Source organism: Marinobacter sp., from assembly GCF_041690455.1.
Lineage (GTDB): Bacteria > Pseudomonadota > Gammaproteobacteria > Pseudomonadales > Oleiphilaceae > Marinobacter.
Genome location: NZ_JAWLHI010000124.1, coordinates 1 through 5,560 on the forward strand (window position 1 = coordinate 1; position 5,560 = coordinate 5,560).

At 59.7% G+C, this 5,560-nt stretch carries 6 protein-coding genes; 5 read left to right on the forward strand and 1 reads right to left on the reverse strand.

Going from position 1 to position 5,560, the window contains the following annotated elements; genetic code table 11:
• Positions 1-294: 294 nt before the first annotated feature.
• The 3 genes from ACESMW_RS18320 (at position 295) to ACESMW_RS18330 (ending at position 2,575) form a co-directional block, all read left to right on the forward strand.
• Positions 295-1,053 (forward strand): transporter substrate-binding domain-containing protein, encoded by a 759-nt coding sequence (locus ACESMW_RS18320; RefSeq protein WP_372988408.1) that lies wholly within the window; start codon positions 295-297, stop codon positions 1,051-1,053.
• A 90-nt stretch (positions 1,054-1,143) separates the two neighbouring features.
• Positions 1,144-1,815, forward strand: coding sequence for an amino acid ABC transporter permease (locus tag ACESMW_RS18325; RefSeq protein ID WP_372988409.1), 672 nt, complete (start codon positions 1,144-1,146; stop codon positions 1,813-1,815).
• Between the two features lie 13 nt (positions 1,816-1,828).
• Entirely contained in the window at positions 1,829-2,575 is a 747-nt protein-coding gene (locus ACESMW_RS18330; RefSeq protein WP_092001841.1) for an amino acid ABC transporter ATP-binding protein, read from the forward strand.
• A gap of 53 nt (positions 2,576-2,628) precedes the next feature.
• Here ACESMW_RS18330 and ACESMW_RS18335 read toward each other — a convergent pair whose 3' ends face one another.
• Positions 2,629-3,117, reverse strand: coding sequence for a DUF2505 domain-containing protein (locus ACESMW_RS18335; RefSeq protein ID WP_372988410.1), 489 nt, complete (start codon positions 3,115-3,117; stop codon positions 2,629-2,631).
• Positions 3,118-3,287: 170 nt separating this feature from the next.
• Here ACESMW_RS18335 and ACESMW_RS18340 point away from each other — a divergent pair, with 170 nt between their 5' ends.
• Positions 3,288-4,637, forward strand: coding sequence for an adenosylmethionine--8-amino-7-oxononanoate transaminase (locus ACESMW_RS18340; RefSeq protein WP_372988411.1), 1,350 nt, complete (start codon positions 3,288-3,290; stop codon positions 4,635-4,637).
• Between the two features lie 5 nt (positions 4,638-4,642).
• Positions 4,643-5,377, forward strand: coding sequence for a 16S rRNA (uracil(1498)-N(3))-methyltransferase (locus tag ACESMW_RS18345; RefSeq protein ID WP_372988412.1), 735 nt, complete (start codon positions 4,643-4,645; stop codon positions 5,375-5,377).
• Positions 5,378-5,560: the final 183 nt, after the last annotated feature.

A 5,560-nucleotide genomic window follows, 5' to 3' on the forward strand; every position in this document is an offset into this window, starting at 1 on the left:
TTTCTTCAGACCCCTTTGCCATTGCCAGCGTCCGAGGTCACGCAGTGCATGGGGTCAGATGAAAGCTTTCATCTGACCCATTTTTTTTACCCCCGGGGTCTGAAGAATGCCTTCTTCTGACCCCACCTTCACCCCCCCCAAGCATTTGATTTTAGGCAGTCCGGTGGGTAATAGTCTAAAGTGTATGTGTTGCAATCCCATAAACGCTCCCCGGAAGCCACGGTCACCAGCAGTGGTTGTTCCGGCTTGCCTTACCGGGCAAACGGGGCCTGTAAAAAAGCAAAAGGAGAAAGCATGAGCACAAAATGGCTGAAGACTCTTGGCGCCAGCCTGGCACTGACTGTGGCGGCGGGAACAGCTAGCGCGGAAACTCTCAAAGTGGTCACCGACCCAAGCTTCGTTCCGTTCGAGATGATGGACCAGGAAACCGGTGAGATGATCGGCTTCGACATGGAAATCATCCGCGAAGTGGCGGACCGCGCCGGCTTCGAGATCGACCTGAACACCATGGACTTCAACGGCATCATCCCGGCCCTGCAGACCGGCAACGTGGATATTGCCATTGCCGGTATCACCATCACCGAAGAACGTGAACAGATCGTCGACTTCTCGGACCCGTACTACGATTCGGGTTTGCGCATTATGGTTCGCGAAGGCAATGACGAGGTCAAAACCTTTGACGACCTGGAAGGCCTGAAAATCGGCACCAAGATCGGCAGTACTTCCTACGATTACCTGATGGCCAACCTGGAAGCCGATGACGGAGTTACTCCCTATCCGGGCAGCTCCGACATGTACATGGCCCTGATGTCCCGCGCCATCGACGCGGTCTTCTATGACGCCCCCAACGTTGGCTACTTTGCCCGCACCAAGGGTGAAGGCAAAGTCACCACCGTCGGCCCGCTGTACGAAGGTCAGCAGTATGGTATCGCCCTGGTCGAGGGCAGTGAGTGGGTTGACGAAGTCAACGATGCACTCGCTTCCATGAAGGAAGACGGCACCTACAAGAGCATCTACGAGAAGTGGTTCGGCCCGATGCCTGAGGGCAACTAAGGGCTGAAGGATCACCTGATCCAATTCCCCGCGCCGGGGCCCCTGTGCCCCGGCTGTTCCTGACTCCAACTTCCTGCGGAGACACTAACCGTGGAATTCCAGTTTCAGTTCGATTGGCAAGCAGCCATCGACTCTATCCCCTTTCTGCTCAAAGGGATCCCCTACACCCTGTTGATCTCGTTTGGCGGCCTGTTTATCGGTTTCGTGCTGGGTATCATTTTTGGCCTGCTGAGCATCAACAAGAAGTGGTTCCTGCGCTGGCCGGCGACCGCTTACATCGAGATTTTCCGCGGCACCCCCATCCTGGTGCAGGTGCTGTTCATCTTCTACGGCCTGCCTGACCTGATTGGCGGACCGATTGATCCGCTGACCGCCGGTATCGCGGCCATAGCCCTGAACTCCGGCGCCTACATCTCGGAAGTGGTCCGTGGCGGCGTACAGTCCATCGACAAGGGCCAGACCGAAGCCGGCCTTTCCCTGGGCCTGTCCCGTACCCAGACCTTCTGGTCCATCATCTGGCCCCAGGCCTTCCGCCGCATGATTCCGCCCCTGGGCAACCAGGCCATCGTCAGTATCAAGGACACCTCCCTGTTCTCCGTTATCGGTGTCGGTGAGCTGGTCCGCCAGGGCCAGATCTATATTGCCAATACCTTTACCGCGTTCGAGGTTTATTTTGTGGTAGCCATCCTTTATCTGGCGATCACCCTGTCCCTGTCATTGATCCTCCGCCTGGTAGAGCGGCGCGGACTGGCATCTGTCTGAAGGAAAGGTACCCATGACTCATATTGTAGAAATGAAGGGCATGAACAAGTACTTCGGCAAGCTGCATGTCCTCAAGAACATAGACCTGACGGTCGAGCAGGGAGAAGTGGTGGTGATCATCGGCGCCAGCGGCTCCGGTAAATCCACCCTGATCCGCTGCGTGAATGGCCTGGAAGAATTTGAATCCGGCAAACTGGTAGTGGACGGCCAGGCCCTGGCGCCGAAGGGCGGCAACCAGAAAGCCCTGACCGAGATCCGGAAGGAAGTCGGCATGGTCTTCCAGCAGTTCAACCTGTTCCCTCACCTGACTGTGAAGAAGAACGTCATGCTGGGGCCCATGAAGGTGAAGAACGCCTCTCAGGTGGTTGCCAATGCCACCGCTGAGCGGCTGCTGAACCGGGTCGGCATCGGCAACCAGGCCGACAAGTACCCGAGCCACCTCTCCGGTGGCCAGCAGCAACGGGTGGCCATCGCCCGCGCCCTGGCCATGGAACCGCGCCTGATGCTGTTTGACGAACCCACCTCGGCACTGGATCCGGAGATGATCGGCGAAGTGCTGGACGTCATGCGTGAACTGGCGAAGGAAGGGATGACCATGATGGTCGTGACCCACGAGATGGGCTTCGCCCGGGAAGTGGCGGACCGGGTCATCTACATCCACGAAGGCCAGATCGTGGAACAGGGCAAGCCGGACGACGTGTTCGATAACCCGCAGAATGAACGCACCCAGGCGTTCCTCTCACGGGTACTCGCCCACTGACCGCCCCCGCGACAAGCCCCCTTCCGGGGGCTTTTCCGTTTCTACGGCCCGGGCTACAGCAACTCCCGGGTCGCCTGATACTCACTCTCGATCTTGGCGTGGCAATCGTCCGCCAGGAATCTCGCCACCTTTTTACCGAGAAGCGGTACATCACACCGAACACTCAGTAGTACATGGTTCGTACACTGCTGCTCGGAGGCCAGCAAACGCATCACACCCTTGATCTTCGCCGGCACATTTTCGATGTGGACCCGGAATTCGCAATGCCACTCCTCGTCATTCTTGCGGAACCAGTGCTCCTCCTGACGTACCCGGTTCCACTCCCGGTGGAAACTCGCGAGGATTCCCGGCACCTCCAGTGAGCTGGTGACTTCCCGCTCGATCACCAGCTTGGCTGACTCCTCGTCCCTGACCAGCTCGGGCACACACACGTTACGTGACCCAAGCCGGGCGTTTTTCTCAAGAATGTGATCCTTGCTGAAGAAGGTGCCTAGCACCTGCTCCAGACTCGCCTCATAGGGGTGTTCCAGTTCAATTTGCATGGGTGGTCTCCGTATGATCTCAGCCAGATTCTGCGGGCAATGACCACCACCGGCATTGGCCGGCAGGTCAGCCAGCCGGGGCGCGCTAGCCAGACTCCGCTGTTAACTGTAATATCCGCAAAGGTTAACAGCGCCCATTCAGAACCAGACAACGTGACCGGAGACTCACCATGCGCAACGCCGATCTCGTCGCCCGCGATCTCAAATCCGTGTGGCACCCCTGCACACAAATGAAAGATCACGAATCCCTGCCCCTGATCCCCATCAAGCGGGGCGAAGGCGTCTGGCTGGAAGACTTCGAAGGCAACCGCTACATCGACGCGGTGAGCTCCTGGTGGGTCAACCTGTTCGGCCACGCCAATCCCCGCATCAACGCCGCCATTCAGGAGCAGATCGGCAAGCTCGAGCACGTCATCCTTGCCGGCTTCAGCCACGAACCGGTGGTCAACCTCTCCGAGCGCCTGATTGAAGTCACCCCCGAAGGCCTGAACAAATGCTTCTACGCCGACAACGGCTCATCGGCCATCGAAGCGGCCCTCAAGATGAGCTACCATTACTGGAAAAACCACGACAAGCCAGGCAAGAAGAATTTCGTCAACCTGAGCAACAGCTACCACGGTGAAACCCTCGGTGCCCTGGCCCTCGGCGATGTGGCACTCTACAAAGACACCTACCAGCCACTGCTGATGGAAGTGATGACGGCGCCCTCCCCGGATGCCTTCAACAAAGAGGCCGGCGAGACCGACGAGGAATACGCCCTGCGCCAGTTCGAGGCCATGGAGAAACTCCTGGCGGAGAAACACGAAGAAATCTGCGCGGTGGTGGTGGAGCCCCTGATCCAGTGCGCCGGCGGCATGCGCATGCACCACCCGGTTTACCACACCAAGCTGCGTGAGGCCTGTGACCGATACAACGTGCACCTGATTGCCGACGAGATTGCCGTTGGCTTCGGCCGCACCGGCACCCTGTTCGCCTGCGAACAATCCGGCATCACCCCGGATTTCATGTGCCTCTCGAAGGGCCTCACCGCCGGTTACCTGCCCCTGTCCGTGGTGCTGACCACCGACGACGTCTACAACGCCTTCTACGACGACTACGAAACGCTCCGGGCGTTCCTCCACAGCCACAGCTACACCGGCAACCCCATCGGCTGCGCCGTGGCCCTGGCCACCCTCGACATCTTCCGGGACGACAACGTCATCGAAAACAACCGCTACCTCGCCAACTGCATGGCCGAATCGGTTGCCCACCTGGCGGACCACCCCAACGTCGGCGACATCCGCCAGCACGGCATGACCCTCGCCGTGGAAATGGTGAAAGACAAGGCCAGCAAGACCCCCTTCCCCTGGCAGGAACGCCGGGGCATAAGGGTCTACCAGCACGCCCTCACCCGGCAATCACTGCTACGACCACTGGGTAACGTGGTATATTTCATGCCGCCTTACGTGATCACCGAGGAGCAGATCCGTCACCTCGCCCAGGTCGCGACCGAAGGCATCGAAATTGCCGTAAAGGACTGACCCGAATGCGCATCCCCAGAATCTTCACAGACTCGGAACTGACCGTTGGCAGCAGCTGCGAACTGGACGACAACGCCGCCCAGCACGTGGGCCGGGTTCTGAGGATGCAACCCGGACAGCAACTGATCCTGTTCAACGGCGACGGCCAGGACTACGACGCCACCATCCAGGATGCGAGCAAAAAACACGTCCAGGTGGAAATCGCCGGGGCCACGGCCACCACCACCGAGTCCCCACTGGAAATCGTTCTCGGCCAGACCCTGTCCAAGGGTGACCGCATGGACTACGCCGTCCAGAAAGCCGTGGAAATGGGCGTCAGCCAGATCGTGCCCCTGACCACCGAACGCTGCGACGTCAAACTCAAGGGCGACCGGGAAGACAAACGCCTGCGCCACTGGCAACAGGTCGCCATCAGCGCCGCCGAACAATGCGGCCGCGCCCGCGTCCCGGAAATCCTCCCGGTGATGAACCTGAACCAGTGGTTCGAACACACGCAGACCTGCGACCTGCGCCTGGTCCTGCACCACCGCACCGAACAAAGCCTGAAATCCCTGGCCACACCCGGCTCGATCGCCCTCATGATCGGCCCGGAAGGTGGCCTGAGCCCCGACGAAATCGCAGCGGCCGAACAGTCCGGATTCCTCCCGGTGGCACTCGGCCCCCGCGTTCTCCGCACCGAAACCGCACCGGTAGCCGCCATGGCCCTGTGCCAGTGGCTCTGGGGTGATATCGGTACCTGAGCCCTGGACCGTGCCGCCGTCCCGTTTCGGCTTTGTAGTCATTGACAGTAACCGGACCGGCCAACATTATCGCTGTCTGACAATTTGGCCCAAGCGAGCACCACCATATGTTCGGGTGGTTGGTCGGGCAGGGGGCTCTGAAACTGTGCGGAGCCATGGATGGCGGAGCCCAAGCGTCACAGG

What these genes read in the sequence shown, in the direction of transcription:
- ACESMW_RS18345 (WP_372988412.1), top strand. Translation starts at nt 4,643, where the DNA reads ATGCGCATCCCCAGAATCTTCACAGACTCGGAACTGACCGTTGGCAGC.
- ACESMW_RS18330 (WP_092001841.1), top strand. Translation starts at nt 1,829, where the DNA reads ATGACTCATATTGTAGAAATGAAGGGCATGAACAAGTACTTCGGCAAG.
- ACESMW_RS18340 (WP_372988411.1), top strand. Translation starts at nt 3,288, where the DNA reads ATGCGCAACGCCGATCTCGTCGCCCGCGATCTCAAATCCGTGTGGCAC.
- ACESMW_RS18335 (WP_372988410.1), bottom strand. Translation starts at nt 3,117, where the DNA reads ATGCAAATTGAACTGGAACACCCCTATGAGGCGAGTCTGGAGCAGGTG.
- ACESMW_RS18320 (WP_372988408.1), top strand. Translation starts at nt 295, where the DNA reads ATGAGCACAAAATGGCTGAAGACTCTTGGCGCCAGCCTGGCACTGACT.